16 protein-coding genes are annotated in these 19186 nt (G+C 62.0%); 4 read left to right on the forward strand and 12 right to left on the reverse strand.

Annotated features, from left to right (window positions below):
* Positions 1-168 precede the first annotated feature (168 nt).
* Both BI292_RS21925 and BI292_RS21930 read left to right on the forward strand, forming a co-directional pair.
* Positions 169-1575, forward strand: a complete 1407-nt coding sequence (locus BI292_RS21925; RefSeq protein WP_101209145.1) for an adenosylmethionine--8-amino-7-oxononanoate transaminase — start codon at positions 169-171, stop codon at positions 1573-1575.
* 63 nt (positions 1576-1638) lie between these two features.
* Positions 1639-2358 carry a 16S rRNA (uracil(1498)-N(3))-methyltransferase gene (locus BI292_RS21930; protein WP_101209146.1) on the forward strand — a complete coding sequence of 240 codons (720 nt, stop codon included), beginning with the start codon at positions 1639-1641 and terminating at the stop codon, positions 2356-2358.
* A 110-nt stretch (positions 2359-2468) separates the two neighbouring features.
* Here BI292_RS21930 and BI292_RS21935 read toward each other — a convergent pair whose 3' ends face one another.
* Entirely contained in the window at positions 2469-3086 is a 618-nt protein-coding gene (locus BI292_RS21935) for a hemolysin III family protein (protein ID WP_101209147.1), read from the reverse strand.
* A gap of 137 nt (positions 3087-3223) precedes the next feature.
* On the opposite strand from BI292_RS21935, the gene BI292_RS21940 reads away from it, so the two are divergent.
* Positions 3224-4144: a LysR substrate-binding domain-containing protein gene (locus BI292_RS21940; protein WP_101209148.1), complete on the forward strand. Its 921-nt coding sequence runs from the start codon at positions 3224-3226 to the stop codon at positions 4142-4144.
* A gap of 378 nt (positions 4145-4522) precedes the next feature.
* On the opposite strand, the gene madM is transcribed toward BI292_RS21940, so the two are convergent.
* The 9 genes from madM to mdcA form a co-directional block, all read right to left on the reverse strand.
* Complete coding sequence (gene madM / locus BI292_RS21945; protein ID WP_092276863.1) at positions 4523-5287, reverse strand: malonate transporter subunit MadM; 765 nt, start codon at positions 5285-5287, stop codon at positions 4523-4525.
* 1 nt (position 5288) lies between these two features.
* A complete protein-coding gene (gene madL / locus BI292_RS21950) occupies positions 5289-5705 on the reverse strand; it encodes a malonate transporter subunit MadL (RefSeq protein ID WP_092276860.1) in 417 nt (138 codons plus the stop codon).
* Between the two features lie 66 nt (positions 5706-5771).
* Positions 5772-6683, reverse strand: a complete 912-nt coding sequence (mdcH, locus tag BI292_RS21955) for a malonate decarboxylase subunit epsilon (RefSeq protein WP_101209149.1) — start codon at positions 6681-6683, stop codon at positions 5772-5774.
* A complete protein-coding gene (locus BI292_RS21960; RefSeq protein ID WP_101209150.1) occupies positions 6680-7300 on the reverse strand; it encodes a malonate decarboxylase holo-ACP synthase in 621 nt (206 codons plus the stop codon). The genes mdcH and BI292_RS21960 overlap by 4 nt, the downstream gene beginning before the upstream one ends.
* Positions 7294-8082 carry a biotin-independent malonate decarboxylase subunit gamma gene (gene mdcE / locus BI292_RS21965; protein ID WP_101209151.1) on the reverse strand — a complete coding sequence of 263 codons (789 nt, stop codon included), beginning with the start codon at positions 8080-8082 and terminating at the stop codon, positions 7294-7296. The genes BI292_RS21960 and mdcE overlap by 7 nt, the downstream gene beginning before the upstream one ends.
* On the reverse strand, positions 8079-8933 hold the full coding sequence (locus tag BI292_RS21970) for a biotin-independent malonate decarboxylase subunit beta (RefSeq protein ID WP_101209152.1): 855 nt from the start codon (positions 8931-8933) through the stop codon (positions 8079-8081). Before BI292_RS21970 ends, mdcE begins: the two co-directional genes overlap by 4 nt.
* On the reverse strand, positions 8926-9225 hold the full coding sequence (locus BI292_RS21975; RefSeq protein WP_101209153.1) for a malonate decarboxylase subunit delta: 300 nt from the start codon (positions 9223-9225) through the stop codon (positions 8926-8928). Before BI292_RS21975 ends, BI292_RS21970 begins: the two co-directional genes overlap by 8 nt.
* Positions 9225-10076 carry a triphosphoribosyl-dephospho-CoA synthase gene (locus tag BI292_RS21980; RefSeq protein WP_101209154.1) on the reverse strand — a complete coding sequence of 284 codons (852 nt, stop codon included), beginning with the start codon at positions 10074-10076 and terminating at the stop codon, positions 9225-9227. Before BI292_RS21980 ends, BI292_RS21975 begins: the two co-directional genes overlap by 1 nt.
* A complete protein-coding gene (gene mdcA / locus BI292_RS21985; RefSeq protein ID WP_101209155.1) occupies positions 10077-11747 on the reverse strand; it encodes a malonate decarboxylase subunit alpha in 1671 nt (556 codons plus the stop codon).
* A gap of 445 nt (positions 11748-12192) precedes the next feature.
* On the opposite strand from mdcA, the gene BI292_RS21990 reads away from it, so the two are divergent.
* Positions 12193-12573 (forward strand): DUF6124 family protein, encoded by a 381-nt coding sequence (locus tag BI292_RS21990; RefSeq protein ID WP_101209156.1) that lies wholly within the window; start codon positions 12193-12195, stop codon positions 12571-12573.
* A 169-nt stretch (positions 12574-12742) separates the two neighbouring features.
* Here BI292_RS21990 and BI292_RS21995 read toward each other — a convergent pair whose 3' ends face one another.
* Together BI292_RS21995 and BI292_RS22000 are read right to left on the reverse strand one after the other, a co-directional pair.
* The gene (locus BI292_RS21995; protein ID WP_092276833.1) at positions 12743-13198 is read right to left on the reverse strand and encodes a chemotaxis protein CheW; all 456 of its coding nucleotides are present in this window, start codon (positions 13196-13198) and stop codon (positions 12743-12745) included.
* A complete protein-coding gene (locus tag BI292_RS22000; protein ID WP_101209157.1) occupies positions 13191-19166 on the reverse strand; it encodes an Hpt domain-containing protein in 5976 nt (1991 codons plus the stop codon). Before BI292_RS22000 ends, BI292_RS21995 begins: the two co-directional genes overlap by 8 nt.
* Positions 19167-19186: the final 20 nt, after the last annotated feature.

The raw sequence follows: 19186 nt of genomic DNA on the forward strand, positions 1-19186 counted from the left end.
GAATACGTCAGCCATCAAAACGCCGCCAGCGACGTCTATCGCCCCACACAAAGTAGCTCAATCGACACAATGGGTTGCTCGGGCGGGGTTGTTCCGGCGCGATGCATTGCATAGGCTTGCGCGATTGTATGTCCGCGCCTGCCGCGGAGCGCCTCGAGGAGACTGTAAATGGGCCTGAATAATCAGTGGATGCAACGGGATCTGGCCGTTTTATGGCACCCGTGCACCCAGATGAAAGACCACGAACAGCTGCCGCTGATCCCGATCAAGCGCGGTGAAGGCATCTGGCTGGAGGACTTCGAAGGCAAACGCTACCTCGACGCCGTCAGTTCCTGGTGGGTCAACGTGTTCGGCCACGCCAACCCGCGCATCAACCAGCGCATCAAGGACCAGGTCGATCAACTGGAACACGTGATCCTCGCCGGTTTCAGCCATCAGCCGGTCATCGAACTGTCCGAGCGTCTGTTGAAGATGACCCCGGAAGGCCTGACCCGGTGCTTCTACGCCGATAACGGTTCGTCGTGCATCGAAGTCGCGTTGAAAATGAGCTTTCACTATTGGCTCAATCACGGCCAGCCGAACAAGAAGCGCTTCGTCACCCTGACCAACGGCTACCACGGCGAGACCATGGCGGCGATGGCGGTCGGCGACGTGCCGTTGTTTACCGAAACCTACAAAGCGCTGCTGATTGACACCATCAAAGTGCCGAGCCCGGATTGCTACTTGCGTCCCGAAGGCATGAGCTGGGAAGAACACTCGCGCAACATGTTCGTTGCCATGGAGCAGACCCTCGCGGACAACCACGAAACGGTCGCCGCGGTCATTCTCGAGCCGTTGATCCAGGGCGCGGGCGGCATGCGCATGTATCACCCGGTTTACCTGAAGTTGCTGCGCGAGGCGTGCGACCGTTATGGCGTGCACCTGATCCACGATGAAATCGCCGTCGGTTTTGGCCGCACCGGGACCATGTTTGCCTGCGAGCAGGCCGGTATCCGTCCGGACTTCCTGTGTTTGTCGAAAGCGTTGACCGGCGGTTATCTGCCGTTGGCGGCGGTGTTGACCACCGACGACGTCTACAGCGCGTTCTACGACGATTACCCGACCCTGCGCGCCTTCCTGCACTCCCACAGCTACACCGGCAACCCGCTGGCGTGCGCCGCCGCGTTGGCGACGCTGGATATCTTCGAAGAAGACAACGTCATCGAGAACAACAAGGCCCTGGCCCAGCGCATGGCGACGTCCACCGCGCATCTGGTCGATCATCCGAACGTCGCCGAAGTGCGGCAGACCGGCATGGTCCTGGCCATCGAGATGGTCAAGGACAAGGCGACCAAGCAAGCCTATCCGTGGCAGGAACGGCGCGGTTTGAAGGTGTTCAAGCATGCGCTGGAGCGCGGTGCCTTGTTGCGACCGCTGGGCAGCGTGGTGTATTTCCTGCCGCCGTACGTGATTACCCCAGAGCAGATCGACTTCCTCGCCGAAGTGGCCAGCGAAGGCATCGACATCGCCACGCGCGACAGCGTCAGCGTGTCCGTGCCGAAAGAATTTCACCCGGACTTCCGTGATCCGGGCTGACAGTCACCGCAAATCGTCAGCAGCCACAAAAGCGATTCCGAGCCAATTTTTCAGAGAACCCAGATGAGACTCTCCCGCTTCTTTATCGACGCCCCCCTGAGTACCGGCGAGCACGAGTTGCCCGAGGCGCAGGCCCATTACATCAGCCGGGTGCTGCGCATGGCCGAGGGGGATGCGGTGCAATTGTTCGACGGCTCGGGCCATGAGTTTCGCGGCTCGCTGGTGGACGTCGGGAAGAAACGCGTGGTGGTGCGGATCGATGAAAGCTTTCGCGGCCAGATCGAATCGCCGCTGCAGATCCACCTCGGCCAGGGCCTGTCCCGTGGCGAGCGGATGGACTGGGCAATCCAGAAAGCCACCGAGCTGGGCGTGACTGAAATCACCCCGATTTTCACCGACCGCTGCGAAGTCCGCCTCAAGGACGAACGCGCCGACAAACGTCGGCTGCACTGGCGCCAAGTGGCGATCAGCGCGTGCGAACAGTGCGGATGCTCAACAGTGCCGGTGATTCATCCGCCGCTGTTGTTGGCGGATTGGTTGAAGCAGACCGAGGCCGAATTGAAGCTGGTGCTGCACCCGGTCGCGGAACCGCTGGTGAGCCATGCCAAACCTGCGACGTTGGCGTTTCTGATCGGGCCGGAGGGCGGGTTGTCGGATGCGGAAGTGGATCAGGCTAAAAGTGCCGGTTTCCACGCCGCCCGCCTCGGCCCGCGAGTGCTGCGCACCGAGACCGCGCCGGTGGTGGCGTTGGCGGTTGCCCAGCAATTGTGGGGGGATTTCTAAACCGCTATCGCGAGCAAGCTTTGCTCCCACAGGGTCAGGGCTTGCCACCGAGCTTTCGACGGCCACCGACCTGTGGGAGCAAGGCTTGCCCGCGATGGGCTTACCTCGACCTACAGGACATAAAACAATATCGCCACAAAGTGCAGCAGACTCCCGGCGATCACGAACAGATGCCAGATCCCATGCGCATGCCGCAACCGGTGATCCAGCGCGAAAAAGATAATCCCCACGGTATATAAAACCCCGCCCGACGCCAGCCACGCGAACCCCGTAGCGCCCAGCGCCGCGAGCAAAGGCTTGACCGCCACCAAGACAATCCAGCCCATCACCGCGTAAATCACGATCGACAGAATCCGCGCCTCCGACCGCGGTTTGATCTCCTGCAAAATCCCGATCAGCGCCAACCCCCAGACAATCCCGAACAACGTCCAGCCCCACGGCCCGCGTAACGTCACCAGGCAAAACGGCGTGTAGCTGCCGGCGATCAGCAGGTAGATCGAAAAGTGATCAACCTTCTGCATGATCTCTTTCTTGCGCCCGCGCACGCTGTGGTAAACGGTCGAGGCGCTGTAGAGCACCATCAAGGTAAATCCGTAAATCGCCACGCTGACAATCTTCCACGGACTGCCGTCCATGCTTGCAATCACCAGCATCCACACCGCGCCAATCCCTGCCGCGACGGCCCCGACCAAGTGCGTCCAGGCGTTCAATCTTTCCCCGTGATACATCTGTTACTCACCTCAAAATTCGTTACAACATGGCGCAAGGCTCAGCCCTTGAGACTAAAAGCGCAATGTTTCAAGACACATATCCCCTTGCAACTTGCATCGTGCACAATCGAGCCATTCGAACAAGAGTCCGGCCCATGCTGATCGACGAAGAGTTGACCCTGAAAAAACTCGAGGTGTTCCTCGCCTTCATGCGCACCGGCAACCTGGCGCGTGCCGCTGCCGAATTGCAGACCAGCAACGTCAGCGTGCACCGCGCGATTCATTCCCTCGAAAGCGCCCTGCGCTGCCCGTTGTTCAAGCACGAAGGACGCAACCTGACGCCGCTGGAAAGCGCTTACGTGCTGGAAGAACGCGCGCAAAAGCTGATTCAGGACGTCGTCGAAAGTGTGCGCCTGACCCGCGAAGCGGCCGGGTTCTCGGCGGAACGTTTCAAACTTGGCTCGCTGTATTCGCTGACGGTGAAGACCGTGCCGCAGCTGATCATGGGCCTGAAGATCCGCCGCAGCGAACTGAATATCGACCTGATCCTCGGCTCCAATATCGACCTGTTGTACAAGCTGAAAAACATGGAAGTCGACGCCATTCTGGTGTCGCTGGACGACAGCATCCACGACGCGGATTGCGAGCATATTGCGCTGTTCTCCGACGACATCTTCCTCGCTACGCCGGCAGATTCGAAGTTCGCCCAGCGCGCCGAAGTCGACCTCGCGGAAGTGCGCGACGAGACATTCATCACGCTGACGCAAGGCTTTGCCACGCATCAGGACGGGATTCGGGTTTTCAAGCAGGCGGGGTTCGAGCCGAAAGTGGCGATGCAGGTCAACGACATCTTCACCCTGCTGAGCATGGTCAGCTCGGGCGTCGGTTATGCGCTGCTGCCGGGGCGGATTGCGGCGGTGTATGAGAACCGGGTGAAGCTGATTCCGCTGCAGGAAAAGTATCGATTGCAGCAGCACATCGGCGTGGTGTTTCTGAAAGCCAAGGAGCGTGATCCGAATTTATTGGCGTTGCTGGCGGAGTGCCGGACGTATGCCAATCGGAATGTGGTGGTATGACTGAGAGCCACCCCTCACCCCAGCCCTCTCCCCATAGGGGAGAGGGGGAAGGGAGCCGATCGAGGGCTTTTCAAACCTGAGTTCAACTTCTAATCACAATGGTTCTGCTTTTCAGAACCTGAGTTCGGCGCGATATTTCAGGTCGATGTAGCTCGAAAGAACAACTCGGTCAGTCCCCTCGCCCCCCCTGGGGAGAGGGGGAAAGGGAGCCGATAGGGGGCTTTTCAAACCTGAGTTCAACTTCTAATCGCAATGGATCTGCTTTTCAAAACCTGAGTTCGGCGCGATATTTCAGGTCGATGTAGCTCGAAAGAACAACTCGGTCAGTCCCCTCGCCCCTCTGGGGAGAGGGTTAGGGTGAGGGGTGGATCTTGAGCCCTACCCCACAATCCCACGAACAATGAAGTACAACAACGAAGGCCCCAACAAACACCCCAGCCCGGTATGGAACGTCGCCGTCAACGCCCCATAAGGCACCAACCGCCGATCCGTCGCCGCCAGCCCCGCCGTCACGCCGCTCACGGTTCCGGCCAAGCCACCAAAAACCATCGCCGAGCGCGGGTTGTCCAGGCCCATCCATTTCGCCGCCATCGGCGTGCCGACCATCACCAGAATCGCCTTGATCAACCCGGTGGCAATCGACAGCGCCACCACATCCGAACTCGCGCCAATCGCCGCCCCGGTCACCGGCCCGACGATGTAAGTCACCGCGCCCGCGCCGATGGTGGTCATGCTCACCGCATCGCGATAGCCGAACGCCCAGGCAATGCTCGCGCCGACAATAAACGGCAGGATCGTGCCCAGCAGCAGCGCAATCACCCCGATCATTCCAGCCTTCTTCGCCTCGGTGGCCTGCACCTCAAACGCCGTCGCGACAATCGCAAAGTCGCGCAGCATCGCGCCGCCCATCAAACCGATGCCGGAGAACAGCGTCAGGTCCGCCAGGCCTTTTTGCCCGCCGGTCATGGTGCCGCCGACCCACGCCAGCACCAGGCCGATGACAATGGCAATCGCCGAGCCGTGAATCCGCCCGAACGTCAGGCGTTTCGACAACACCACCGACACCCACATGATCACGCCGACGAACGCGAACGCCGTGACCAGACCGTTATGTTCCAGGCCTTTCTCGATGAGATCCCACATATCAGCGCCCCCCTACCGGCGTGCCAACCGGGGAGATTTCCTGCGGTTCGTCGGGCAACGGTTCGCCCTTGTGCGTGCGGCTGATCAGCGCAATCGTGCCGCCGCAAATCACCACCGAAGCGATCGCCGCCAGCACCGCCACCGGGCCGCCGTGCAGCGCGGTGACGACGTTTTGCTGCGCCGCCATCGCCACCACCACCGGAATGTACATTGCGCCCCAGAAGCCGACGCCCATCTCGCAATCCTTGGTCATGCCGCCGCGTTTCTGCATCCACAGCCGCGCGCAGATCAACAGGATCATCGCGATCCCGACCCCGCCGACGTTGGACTTCACGCCCAGCAACACGCCCAGCGCGTCACCCATGATCACCCCTGCCAGCGTACAGATCGCCAACAGCGCCACACCGTAAATAATCATTGTTGTAGTCCCTCAAGTTGCGTCGTCGAATGTTGTTTTTGTTGTTCGAAGCCTGAGTCGGGTGATCTAGAGTTGGCGGTTTCCCTCCTCACGCAACAGCGCTTGCAAGGTGTCGAGCCGCGCACCGTCGAAGGCGATCACGCTGCCCTGCTCGAACACCCGGCGCGCCAGCCCGGTCAGCACGGCGCCGGGCGGCAGTTCGATCTGCAGCCGCACGCCGCGCTCGTAAGCGCTTTGCACCGTGCCGCGCCAATCGACGACGCGGCACATGTTGAACGCCAGGTCGTCACGCAAGGCTTCAACATTGCTGATCGGCCGGGCGCGGCTGCCGCTCAGGTAGCCTGTCGCCGGGGTTTGCAAACGGACCTTGGCGAAGGCTTCGGCAAGGGTTTGCGCCGGCGCATCCAGCAGCGGGCAGTGCGACGGCACGCTGACGGCCAAGCGTTTAGCCAGGCCTGCGCCGCGTTGTCTGGCCAACTGCGCCACGGCGTTCATCGCTTCATCGCTGCCGGCAATCACCACTTGGTTATCGGCGTTGATATTGGCCAGATACACCGGCGTTTCTTTGCTGTGAACCTGCGCCAGCAGCGTTTCGACGGTGGATAAATCCAGGCCGATAATCGCGGTCATGCCGTAGCCCTGTGGATAAGCCTGCTGCATCAGCTCGCCGCGCAGGCTGACCAGATGCAGCGCGTCGCTGAAGCGCAAAGCACCGGCGACCACCGCTGCCGGATAGGCGCCGATGGACAGCCCGGCGACATACTCTGCGGCCATCGCCAGTTGCCGTGAAGCCGCGACACCCGCGATCAGCAGGCACAGTTGAACCGCCCTGGTCGACCGCAACGCATCGGCAGAATCCAGCAGCAAGACGTCTTCGCCGAGCACTTCACTCGCCTCATCGAGCGTTTCCCGAGGCAACCGATGGAGCATGCCCGGCTGCTGCGCGCCCTGACCGGGGAACACCAGCAAACTGCTCACGCCGCTTGCTCCTGCGGGTTCCACGGATCCATCACCAGACAGGCCTGATGAGCGTTTTTCAACAGGACCCGGCGCGCTGGCCCGGCCCATTCGCGCAGGGCGACAGCGCCGCAAGGTGTCTGCAATTGCAGGTCGACCTGGCAGGCGGCGCTGTCGACAATCTTCAGCAGCGCCCGAGCCTGAGTGCGGCTCAAGGGCTGCGGCGTGCGCAGAATCAAATCGAGATCGCTGCGCTCATGCAGCGCTTGAACACCGCTGGCCAACTCAAACCCGGCGCTGCCGCTGATGCCCCAGACAAAACCACAGCCATCGAGCATCGGCCGAAGCTGATTTAGCGCAAGCAACGCCGGCAAATCCCGATCAATCAGAACGTGGCAAAGGTCTTCCGGTTTGACCCGACGCTGAATCGCTTCGACCGCCATCAGCGTGGCAAAACGCTGCTCACGCAACGGCCCGCGCACGCCAACCGCTATCTGACCCGGCGCGCTCAACGCTCGCCGAACCACCACCGGATGACTGGCACTCAGCGTTTCACTCACCCACGTCGGCGCGTCCGCAGGCAACTGCTGCGGGGTCATGCCCCAGAGCAAGTCATGCGCCAGAAACGTCTTCACCACTGCGCTCTCAGCAGTTCACGCACCTGGCTCGACGCCGCGCGGTTGCTCGCGCCGAGGCGGCTGCTCAGATCGCGACCCTTCGCGGCGACATCACTGATCGCCAGGCTCAGGCATTCAGTCACGCAGGTAAGATCCTGCGCCGTCGGTTGTTCAATCTGCTCCACTGACAAGGTTTCCCAGAGCAAACCGAGGCTGGCGTAACTTTCAATGTCATAGGCCATCGGCGGCACGCTGGCGGCCAGCGCTTCGAGTTCCTCGACACTGCGCAAGGTCACTCGCGCTGCCGAAGCCTTGCCCATCGCGTGGACCATGACGCCCGGATCGCGCAGCGCAATCAGCCGGTTGGCTTGATAACCGTGAGCGAGAAATGCGCCGGACATTGCTTTGCCGACCAGCAGACCGATCACGGCATGGCCGGCCAATCGAGCGCGCGCGTAACTGTCTGCGGCACCGGCCAAGGCTTGGTGAATACCGAGGGCTTCTTCGCGGCGACCGTAGGCTTGGCTTGGTACGTCGACGATGGCGATCAAAGCGCGCTTCTGCGATTTGTCTTTATCCGCAACGATGACTTCCTCCACGGCTTTGGCCAACCCCCAACCTTCAAGCAATCCAACTTCGCCATTACGAGCACGGGCGAAGCGGTTGTCGGGATCGGTCACCACCGCGATAAATCGCACGGTTTGGTCGCCCAAAACACCGTCGGCGACTTTCAGCGAGGCGGGCAAACCTTCAACAGGTTTGGCGCCGCTGCTCAAAGCGTTAAACCAGTTCAAACCTCTCATGAGCGCTCTCCTTGATACAGATCGCGAACCACTGAAGGTTCGATTTGCGGTTCAGCGTCGAGGCGCGCCAAACGCTGCAGGAACAACTCGGATTGCTGGCTACGTTGTAGGTCCGGCAAACCTTGCTTGAGCAAATCACTGACCTGCTGCTGAATCTGCGCCACATCATCGGCGACATAACGATCCGCCAAACCACTGGCAAACCGCTGCTCGCCACCGGTCAGGCTCCAGATAAACGGGCGATCCCGCGAGTCGTATTCCTCAAGCCCGGCTTCCTGCTCGATCACCTGCGGACCATTCAAGCCAAGCCGCGCTTCCTGGGTCACCAGCAGATAACTGCATAACCCGGCCGCAATCGACATCCCGCCAAAACAACCGACACTGCCGGCCACCACGCCAATCACCGGTTGGTACTGGCGCAGATCGACAATCGCCGCGTGAATATCGGCAATCGCCGCGAGCCCGAGATTGGCTTCCTGCAACCGCACGCCGCCGGTTTCCAGCAACAGCACGGCGCGGGTTGGAATGCCTTTGCGGTTGTCTTCGGCGGCCAGTTGCAGCGCACCGGCGATCTTCGCGCCGCCGACTTCGCCGAGGCTGCCGCCCTGAAATGCACCTTCAATCGCGGCGATCACCACCGGCAAACCGCCGATGCTACCCTTGGCGATGACCACGCCGTCGTCGGCTTGCGGCACCACGCCCTGGCGCGACAGCCATGGCGACATGATTCGTTGAAACGGGTCGAGCAATTCGCGAAAGGTCCCGGCGTCGAGCAAGGCTTTCGCCCGTTGCCGGGCGCCGAGTTCTACGAAGCTGCGTCTTTGCAGGGACGGCTGGAGGAGATCAGTCATGGCCAATCTCCTCAAAGCCTTGCTCCAGACGCAGACGCACCACGCCTGGGGTCGCGCCGAAGTCGTGGATATCGATGGCCATCGCTGGCGGCGTTTGCCCGTCGAACATCCGCGCAAACAGATGCTGCCAGCGTTGTTCGGCACCGTTGACCGAGGTCTGCACCTGAATCGTCAGTTTGCCGGCCTGCCTCGGTTCGATCAGCACTTCCAGATCGCCCGAGCCGACACAGCCCACCAGCGTCCGACCGCGCGGCGGCTGCCCGGCGGGGAATTCAAAGGATAAGGTTTCCATCAGAAAGCTCCGGACTCGATACGGTCGATGAACAGGCAAGCGGCGAGCAAGTCAGCAGCGCCGCCGGGCGAGGCGTTCAACGCGATTAATTGTTGGTCCAGCTCATGCAAACGCCGACGCCCGCCAAGGCTGGCACTGCCGCCCGCGTCGAGCACCGCTTGCGCGCCGAGTTGCATGGTTTGCAGACCGGTTTCGCCGGCGCGGTAGAGCACACAGGTGTCGGCCAGTCGGGTCATGATTGCGAGCAAGGCGTCGAGGCGCGCGTTTTGTTCGCCGTGGCCGAGCGCGCGGCTGCGTTTGAGTTGCGGCAATGCGCGTTGCAACACTGCCGGAAAACCAAGCTGCGCTTCTTCGCGGGCACCGCGCGCGCCGTAGCGCTGGGCGACTTGGGCGCCGTGGCTGAGTGGGCGTGGGGCGTAACGGTCATCGAGCAAGGCTAGACGTGCGGCGCACAACGTGACGGCACTGGCGTTGGTGTTTTCCAGTGCGGCGGCGGCGATCAGCAGGCCCAAGGCCCAAATCGCCCCGCGATGGGTATTCACGCCGTTGGTGGTGGCGAGCATCGCTTGCTCGCCTTCGCGACCAATGCGCCCGAGGGCTTCGCGCAGCGGCAAACCGACGGCGCCGAACTGGATCGCCGCCTCGGCCATTTCCTTGAACGCCGGCCACAGTGACAGCGCCGAGGCGTGCATCAAACCGAGGTGCAAATCGCTGTGTGCGCCATTGCCGCGACGGTCAACCAGTGCCGGTTTCGGCGACAGGTCCGCTTCGTCGATCAACGCGTCCACCGCCAGATCGGCCAACCGATCAGCCAGGGTCAGCGGTTTGGATTGCAGATTAAGTGCGTGCATTTACCAACTCCTGAACTTGGCGGGCGGGTTGTAGAGGCCGCCAGACCACTCGACCAGATCAGCCACACTTTTCGCCGCAAGCAGTTCACGGGTGGCGTCGGTGCGGCGGATGCCGAGGTCTTCGGGCAAGGCGATCAAGCCTTCGCGGCGCATACGGGCGGTGTCTTTCGGGTTGTGGCGCAGGCCGATGGCGGTGACGCCGGCGACTGCGGCAATCATGGCTTGGCGTTCCTCCAGCGAGCGCGCCTTGTACAGATAGGCGATGCCTTCTTCGGTCAGCAAGTGAGTGACGTCGTCGCCGTAAATCATGATCGGCGCCAGCGGCATGCCGCTTTTGCGCGCGACTTCGACCGCGTCGAGGGTGTCGACAAAGGTCGGTTTGCCGCCCTCCTGGAACGTCTCGACCATTTGCACCACGAGTTTTTTACCGCGTTCGAGCAAGGCTTCCGGCGCATCGTCGTGGCGCATGTCGAGCCAGGCCGGGGTGCCGTGGCGGCGACCGCGCGGGTCGTGGCCCATGTTCGGCGCACCACCGAAACCGGCGAGGCGCCCGCGAGTGACGGTGGAGGAATGGCCATCGCCATCGACTTGCAGGGTCGCGCCGATGAACAAGTCCACCGCGTATTGCCCGGCGAGTTGGCAGAACATCCGGTTGGAACGCAGCGAGCCGTCGCGGCCGGTGAAGAACACGTCGGGCCGCGCGGCAATGTAGTTTTCCATGCCCAGTTCGGTGCCGAAGCAATGCACGCTTTCGACCCAGCCACTTTCGATCGCCGGGATCAGCGTCGGGTGCGGATTGAGCGTCCAGTTGCGGCAGATTTTGCCTTTGAGGCCGAGGGATTCGCCGTAGGTCGGCAGGATCAATTCGATGGCGGCGGTGTTGAAACCGATGCCGTGGTTCAGCGACTGCACGTTGTGTTTTTCGTAAATCCCGCGAATCGCCATCATCGCCATCAACACGTGCACAGGCTTGATGTGCCGTGGATCGCGGGTGAACAGTGGCTCGATGTAGAACGGCTTGTCGGCCACCACCACGAAATCGACCCAGGATGCCGGGATGTCGACGCGAGGCAGGTCGCTGACGTCGTCGACCAATTGGTTGACCTGGACGATGACGATGCCGTCGCTGAAGGCGGCTGGTTCGATGAGCGCTGGAGTGTCTTCAGTGCTCGGGCCGGTGTAGATATTGCCGGCGCGGTCGGCCATGAAACCGGCCGAGAGCACGACGTTGGGGATCAGGTCCACCACCAGTCGCGCGTAGAGTTCGATGTAAGTGTGGATCGCGCCGATTTCCAGCAAACCGTCTTCAAGCAACTGGCTGATGCGCAGGCTCTGGGTGCCGGCGAAGGAGAAATCGAGCTTGCGGGCGATGCCGCGTTCGAACAGGTCGAGGTGCTCGGATCGCCCGACGCTGGGCATGATCATGTGCAAGTCGTGAAGCTTGGCCGGATCGGCCTTGGCCAGCGAGCGCGAGAGGAAATCCGCCTGTTTCTGGTTATTGCCTTCGAGCACCACGCGGTCGCCGGGCAAGATCAACGCCTCCAGCGCCGCGACAATCTTGTCGGTCGGCAACACCACGCCGTCGGCCAAACCTTTCACCAACTCAAGCCGCCGCTGCTTCTCGCTGCGCCGCCGCGTCCATCGCGCGTTGGGGGAAATTGTTGTTGTCATGACCACTCCACGGGGTTCGCTGTCGTGGGAGCCACCTTAGGAGCGTTGGGTGGGGGGTATCAATCAAGCAGAGTGTTGGATTGTTACGGTTAGGGTAATGGTTTGGAATATTGGGTGGCTGTTAGATCCACCCCCTCACCCTAACCCTCTCCCCAGAGGGGCGAGGGGACTGACCGAGGTGTCTTACGCTATACATCGACCTGAAAAACTGAGTTGAACTCACGATTTGAAAGGCGTGGGGCTAAATCGACTTGAAAGTCCGGGTCGAACTCAAGTTTTGAAAAGCTTGAAGATCGGCTCCCTTTCCCCCTCTCCCCTCTGGGGAGAGGGCTGGGGTGAGGGGTGGATTTTGAACACACCTGGTTTTTGTGTTGAAACAAAAAAGGGCGCAAAAGCGCCATTCATAACGAATGGGCCAACTCCAATCTGTAAGCGGAAACTCATTATGTCCAAGGTAACGCCCGACTCAGCAGATCACACTGACACCAGTTCCCAAGCCTCCCTCGAAGCCGAAAAACTCAAGGAAGCCGCCGACCGCGTCTTCGCCCATTACTTCCCGCCCGCCCAAGAAAAACCGGGCAAGCGCCGCAAACACCCCCTCTTCACAGTCTCCCCCGATATCGACACCGAAGCCCTTCTGGCCAATGCCTCCGAAGACCTGCTGTCCATCAGCGCCATTGCTGCCGATCTGGCGGACGATGTAGAAGGATCACGCCGCTCGGTAGCCTTGGCGCTCAGCCGCATGGCCGATGGGGTGCAGTTGTTGGTGGAACGGGCGTTGGATCATAACGAGGCGTTGCAGATGAACGCTCAGGCCGGGGTTTAGCGCAGAACCCCTTGTGGCGAGGGGGCTTGTCGGAACGCCGCATCGCCCCGTTCGGCTGCGCAGCAGTCGTAAAATCATTGCGTGGGGTGTACCTGATACACCTCGGTTACAGGATTTGGGGCGGCTTCGCGACCCAACGGGGGCAAGCCCCCTCGCCACAGGGATCCGGTCAGACCAGACCCGCACTTACAAGCAACTCCTCCAGCGCCAACAAATCCGGCACCTTCGCCACTTGCTCCCCAATCTGCACCGCCGCTTGTTCCAGCGGACACAACGGCACATCCACATAGCTCAACTGACTATCGAGCTTGTAAGAGCGCGGAATCCCCTGCACCAGCAGCGCGATGAATTTCAACTCCGGGCGCCCGCCGAGGGCGTTGAGGATGACGATTCTCACACGCTCGCCGATCACCACTTTGCTGCCGCACGCCGACTCGAAACTCAGCAACGGAATCTGCCGATTGCGCCACGTCACCAAGCCCAAATACCACGGCGGTGTGTCGAGGTCGAACGCCGCCGGTTGATAGTCGATCAACTCGGCGACCGCGACGTTCGGCAGGATCAAATTGCGATCCGCCAATGGCAGCAACAGCCCGGTGAGGTTGCTGGTGCGATGTTCATGCATGGGTTTTGCTCCACAGCGCGATGCTTTCGAGCAGCACGGTTTCCTGATACGGCTTGCCGAGGTAGTCATTGACGCCGATGGCCATCGCGCGGTCGCGGTGTTTCTGGCCGGTGCGCGAGGTGATCATGATGATCGGCAAGTGCTGCAGACGCTCGTCGGCGCGCACTTGGGTGGCGACCTCGAAGCCATCCATGCGCGGCATTTCGATGTCCAGCAGCATCACGTCGGGCAGGTGATCTTCGAGCAGCAGCATGGCGTCGACGCCGTCCTTGGCGGTCAGCACGTTCATGCCGTGGCGCTCGAGCAAACGGCTGGTGACCTTGCGCACGGTCACCGAGTCATCCACCACCAACACCAGCAACGGCTTATGCGGCTCGGCTTCCGGTTCCTGAGTCACCCGCCGTTGCGGTACGCGCGTCTGCATGGCGCGGATCGGCGCGAGCAAATCGATGATCAGCACCACCCGCCCGTCACCCAGAATGGTCGCCCCGGATAAGCCCTGCACCGCCGCGAATTGCGCGCCGAGACTCTTCACCACAATCTCCCGCGTGCCCGCCATCGAATCCACTTGCACGGCGATGTGCCGCTCGTTGCATTGCACCAGCAACACCGGCAATGGCAGGCTCTGGCCCAACAGTTTCGGGCGTGTGCTGGTTTTCAGCAGTTCGCCGAGGTAGCACAGTTCGTAGTCCTGCCCGGCATATTTGTAGGTCGGCGGATCGAGTCGGTAATGCCCTTCGAGTTCGCTGGGCAGCACGCGGACGATGCCGTCGATGGTGTTCAGCGGGATCGCGTATTGATCCTCACCGCACTGCACCATCAGCGCGCGGTTGACCGACACGGTGAACGGCAGCCGAATGCGGAAGTGCACGCCCTGCCCCGGCACCGAGTCGATGACCATGCTGCCGCCGAGCTGCCGCACTTCCTCGTGAACCACGTCCATGCCGACCCCGCGCCCGGAAATCTGGGTGATTTTCTCGGCAGTGGAAAACCCCGGTTGCAGGATGAATTGCAGCACGTCGCGGTCGCTGATATCGCTGTCCGGCGCGAGCAAACCGCGCTTGATTGCCTTGCGCCGCACCGCGTCCAGCGGCACACCGGCGCCGTCGTCGCGGATGTCGAAAATGATGTCGCCGCCCTCCCGCGCCAGATCGAGAGTGATCCGTCCCTGCGCCGGTTTGCCCGCCGCGAGCCGCACTTCGGTTGACTCCAAACCGTGATCCACGGCGTTGCGCAGCATGTGTTCGAGCGGCGCGGCCATGCGCTCCAGTACATTGCGATCCATCTCGCCCTCGGCATTGCCGACGACGAACTCGACGTCTTTACCGAGCTCGCTGGCGACCTGACGGACGATGCGTTTCAAGCGCGGCAGCATTCGTTCGAACGGCACCATGCGCGTGCGCATCAGGCCTTCCTGCAATTCGGTGTTGATCCGGCCCTGCTGTTGCAGCAGGTTGTCGGCATCCTGATTGCGCCGGTCGAGAGTTTCCTTGAGGTCGAGCAGGTCCGAGGCGGATTCGAACAACGCGCGCGACAGTTGCTGCAACTGCGAATGACGGTCCATTTCCAGCGGATCGAATTCTTCGTAACCGAGGCGTTCGGCCTCGACTTGCTGGCGGCTGAGAATCCGCCCCTGGGTTTCGGTGTCGATCCGCCGTAACTGATCGCGCATGCGCTCGATGGTGGTTTCCATCTCGTTCAGCGCTACGCGCGCATCGTTGACCTGTTGCTCGATGCGGCCACGGAAGATCGACGTTTCGCCGGCCAGATTGACCAGATCGTCGAGCAATTCGGCCGAGACCTTGACCATATCGGCGCCCGCGTCCGGCGCCGGTGCTTCGGGTTTTACAACGATCGGCGCGGCTGTCGGCACGCTGATCGGCGCTACCACCGGAGCAACAACAGCAGCAACAACCGGCGCTGGCGGCTCAGCCTGATGGTTGAAGTTCTTGATCGCCTCGATCAACCGATCCGCGGGCGGACACGCTTGCCCGGCGCGGATCGCGTCGAGCATCTGCGCCAAGCGGTCCTGGCTGCTTTGCAGCAAGGTGAACAGCGCCGCCGTCGGTTGCAGCATGCCCGCCGACAAGCCTTCGTAGAGGAATTCCAGTTCATGCGCCAAGTCACCAATCGGCGCGATTTCGACCATCCGCGCGCCGCCCTTCAGCGTGTGCAGATCGCGCAGCAGGGTTTCCACTTCTTGGCGATTGGACGGCTCGGCCTGCCAGCGCAATAACGCCGCGCCGGAGTTTTCGATGATGTCGAAACCTTCTTCGAGGAAGATCTCCAGCAGCTCCGGATCATGCCCCGGGGAATCCGCCGCGGCGGGCGGTTCTGCCGTTTCGACGCTGCTCGAATGGCTTTGGCGGAACTGCCGAATCGCTTCGATCACTTCGTCGGGATCGCCCAACGGTTGCTGCTGTTGCTGCTGTTGCAGCTGCTCAAGCAGCAGCGCCAAGCGGTCATGACTGGTTTGCAGCAACTGCGCCAGCGCCGCGCTGTGGTTGTAGCGGCGGTCGACCAGGCCTTCGTAAAGGTTCTCCAGTTCGTGCGCGAGGTCACCGACCGCCTCGATCTCGGCCATCCGCGCGCCACCCTTGAGCGTGTGCAAATCGCGCTGCAAGGATGACAGCGGCGCGGCGTTGTCCGGGTCGCCGAGCCAGCGCTGCAAAGCCTGGCCGGCGCTTTCGAGAATATCCGCGGCTTCTTCGAGGAAGATCGCAACGATCTCGTCGTCGTGCTCGATTTGCGTCGCGGTGTGCGACAGCTCGGCGGTGGCATTGCCGAGTTCACGAATGCTCAGCGTGCGGCTGCCGTCGCTGCGAATCAGGCCCATGGCCGACGGGTCGAGGCTGGTATCGAGCAAACCGCGCAAGGCCCGGACCCGCTCCGGTTGCGGGCTGACTTCCTGGCCGGCGGCCAGTTCGTCGAGCATGTTGATCAGCGCTTCATGGGCACTTTGCGCCTCATGAAAAAAGCCGTCGCTGACCGCCAGGCTGCTCTCTTCCACCGCGCCATAAAGGTCGAGCAAGGCTTCGCAGAGTTCGTCCACCGGGTGCAGATCGGCGAGGTGCGCGCCTTCGCCGAGGGTGGTCAATTCGTCGAGCAACGCGCTGAGTTCCTGGCGCTCGCCGGGGTGTTCTTGCCAGCGGCGCAGCAGGCTTTCGGCGTCGAGCAGGATGTCCATGCCCTGGGCGAGAAAGTTGTTGATCAGTTGCGGATCGCGCTTGACCCGCAAGCCACGGTTCGGCGCGCTGAGCAGCGCTTCGAGGCGTTGATCGAACAACGCGTGAGTGCGCTCGATCAACGAGCGCGCGCCGGGAATCTGCGCCAGCGGATCCGTTTTGAGTTGGCGCAAACCGAGGCGGAACAAGCCTTCTGCTTCGAGCAGCAATTCAACTTCGTCGAGGTCCAGCGCGATCAAATGCGCCTTGTATTCACGCGCCAGTTGGTCGAGCGGCCCGGCGAGTTCGGCAATGGGCAACACGCCGGCCATCGACGCGCTGCCCTTGAGCGTGTGCAGTGCGCGCTGCAATTCATCGCTGGCCTGCAACGGCACGTGCTCGGCGGCTTGATCGAGGAAACGGTTAAGGCTGGCGAGGTGGGTTTCAGCCTCGTTGCGGAAGATCTCCAGCAGCAACGGATCCAGCGCCGCGACGTCTTGGCTGTCTTCATCGGCGAGCGGCGCATCGCCCTTGGCCAAGGCATGTGCGCGCGCGGCCAAACGGTCGACATCGTTGCGCTGACGTTGCGCGTTGGCGGCGAATTCGCTGACCAGTTCCGGCAGCAATTGCAGCGCATCGCCGAGCAATTGCTCGACCGCCGGGCCGGGCGCGACGCTGTGTTCGAGCACGCGATTGAGCAGGTTTTCCACGGCCCAGGCCAGTTCGCCGAGAACCAGCGCGCGGACCATGCGGCCACTGCCCTTCAACGTGTGGAAAGCCCGGCGCAGTTCGCTCAAGGCCGGTTTGTCGGCGGTATCGGCCGCCCAGCGCGGCAGGTATTCGCGCAGCACGTCGAGGACTTCGTCGGTCTCTTCGAGGAACACTTCGCGCAGCTCATCGTCCACCGGTTCTTCGCCAGCGGGCGGCGGCAACAGGCTGCCAGGCGTGTTCAGCGCGGGCGGATTGACCGCCGACATCGGGCTCGCCAGCACTGCCGCCAGCGACTGCGCTACGGTGGGGTCGTCGATTTGCTGCAGGTCCTGCATGTCCTGCAGCGCCTGCGCGTCATCGGCACTGAGCACGTCTTCGAGCAGCGGCACAGTTGGCCCCGGCCCACGTTTTTCACTGGGAAAAAACCCGAGCAACGCCAGACCGTTTTCGCCGACATCCAGCAACTGTTCGCCCGGCGCTTGCGGGTCGTCGTTCAGGCGTTCGAGGTAATACTCGATGCTGGTGATGACGTCGGCGAGGTGGTCGAGTTGCTGCCAGCCGGGGTGGTCGGTGTCGACCAGCAGGTGTTCGCGGATGAAGTCGTTGCAGGCCTCGATCAGGCTCGCGGCGCGGCTCAGCGGAATCATCGCCAGCGCGCCCCGTACCTGCGTGAGCAAGTCCGGCAGCGGTTGCAGTTGCGCGCGGTCCCAGTCAGCGTCGATGTAGTCAACGATGATGTCCTTGGCTTGTTGCAGGCAAATCCGCGCTTCACGAATGACAATCTGGTGAATCTGCGTCAGGTCGGTGGTCGGCAGACGGCTGTCTTCCTGGCTCTCCGGCTCGACGGTGCCGACCATTCCGGCCAGCGTCGCTTCGACGTAAAGCAAGGCGCCGGCAACGTCCATCAGGATCGCGTCGTTGGGTTCGCGCTGACCCTGGACCAGGCTCAACACCACCGCCAATTGGTCAATGATGACCTTGCGTGGCTGGCCAAAACCGAGCACCGCCAAGGTGTCGGCGATTTGCCGCAGGGGCGACAGCAGGCTGTCGAGGTCGGAGGTGTGCTGGCGGTCGCTGCGCACGAACAGGTCGAGGCGTTCCTTGACCCGCACCAGCTCTTCGCACAGCGCGGCGAGCACCGAGCGCATCGCGTCGCGGTCAGAGCCGGCGAGGCGCGCGCGTTCTTCGTCGAGCATCGCGCTGTCGGGCAGCGCATCGTCCAGTCCGTAGCGATCTTTCATGGTCAGCATCTGCCCGGTGGGATGTTCGGCTTTGGCAATGTAGAACAATAGACTTTTCAACAGCTCCGGCGGCGGCGCCTGATTGACGCCGGGCATGCCTTGTTCGAGCAGACGCTTGAGCTCCTTGTCGGCGTCCTTGAACAAGCTGCGCAGCGCCGGGCTGTTGGCAATCGCGCCGTTGCGCAGGCCTTCGACCAACGCCGAAGCGACTTGCCACAACGGGCTCAGCGGCGCATCGGCGCACAGCGCTTCAAGCCTGGCGAAGACTTTGCTCAGGTAATCCAGATTGGTTTCGCCGTCCTGTTCACGGAGCAAACCGACCAGGGCCATTTGCAGCATTTGCCGCAACTTGCGCAGCACATCGGCGAACTTTTCCGGTTCCAGCAGCGCCAGTTCATCGTCATCCAGCGCCGGCAATTCCGGCAGTTGCGGGCTGAACAGGCTGGTCTCCGACAGCAGGCTTTCACCGCGCGCACTGCGCAGATCGTTGATCAACGGCAGCACCACCAGCGGCAAGTCACGGCGCGCGCTTTGCACCCGGTCGAGGTAATTCGGCAACTGGCCGAGCGCCTGGCGTAACAGGTGAATGGCTTCCTCGCGATGATTGACGCGGTCGTGTTGCAAGGCTGCGGTCAGTTGTTCCATTTCTTCGGCGAGCAGCGCCGCGCCGTAGAATTCGACCATCTGCAAACTGCCGTGAACCTGATGGATGCACGCCAGGCAATCGTCCAGCGCTTGCGTCGCCTGCGGGTCATCAAGCAACAGTTCCAGTGCCTGATGAGCCTGCTTCAGCGTTTCGGCAATCTCGCCTTTGACCCATTCGAGGGCCACATAGTCGTGCCGATCACCCATAACCACTCCAATCTGTTCTG

The sequence above is a fragment of the Pseudomonas sp. 43NM1 genome (genome assembly GCF_002836905.1).
Taxonomy (GTDB): domain Bacteria; phylum Pseudomonadota; class Gammaproteobacteria; order Pseudomonadales; family Pseudomonadaceae; genus Aquipseudomonas; species Aquipseudomonas prosekii.